Origin of the sequence: Candidatus Skiveiella danica (assembly GCF_022705245.1) — a bacterium.
GTDB classification, from domain to species: Bacteria; Pseudomonadota; Gammaproteobacteria; order Burkholderiales; family Burkholderiaceae_C; genus Skiveiella; species Skiveiella danica.
In genome coordinates, this window is record NZ_JAKJEW010000157.1 from 309 (window position 1) to 583 (window position 275).

Annotated in this window: 1 protein-coding gene; it reads right to left on the reverse strand. The window is 65.8% G+C overall.

Annotated features, from left to right (window positions below; all coding sequences use genetic code 11):
- Positions 1–53 precede the first annotated feature (53 nt).
- Positions 54–275 (reverse strand): ethanolamine ammonia-lyase light chain EutC (locus ACMUOY_RS20685; RefSeq protein WP_413894587.1); only part of this gene is annotated, 222 nt, incomplete at its 5' end.

A 275-nucleotide genomic window follows, 5' to 3' on the forward strand; every position in this document is an offset into this window, starting at 1 on the left:
CGGCAGTCATTGACGACGGTGTGATCGCCAACGCCGGCTGAGGCGATGGGGTTCTAGCGAAGCAAAAAGTTGCCGCGCCCGTCGATCGCTGCCGGCGCGTCGGTGCCGGTTTCGTCTTTCAGGTCCACGCCCGAGAGCTGTCGCTGGCGGGCCTGGTTCAGCAGGTAGCCCAGTTTGAAAGCCGCCTCGTCATAGCCCAGGCCGGCCGGGCGCACGTTGGAAATGCAGTTTCGGCTGGCGTCGGTCAGCCCGACGCGCGGCATCCAGGTCAGGTA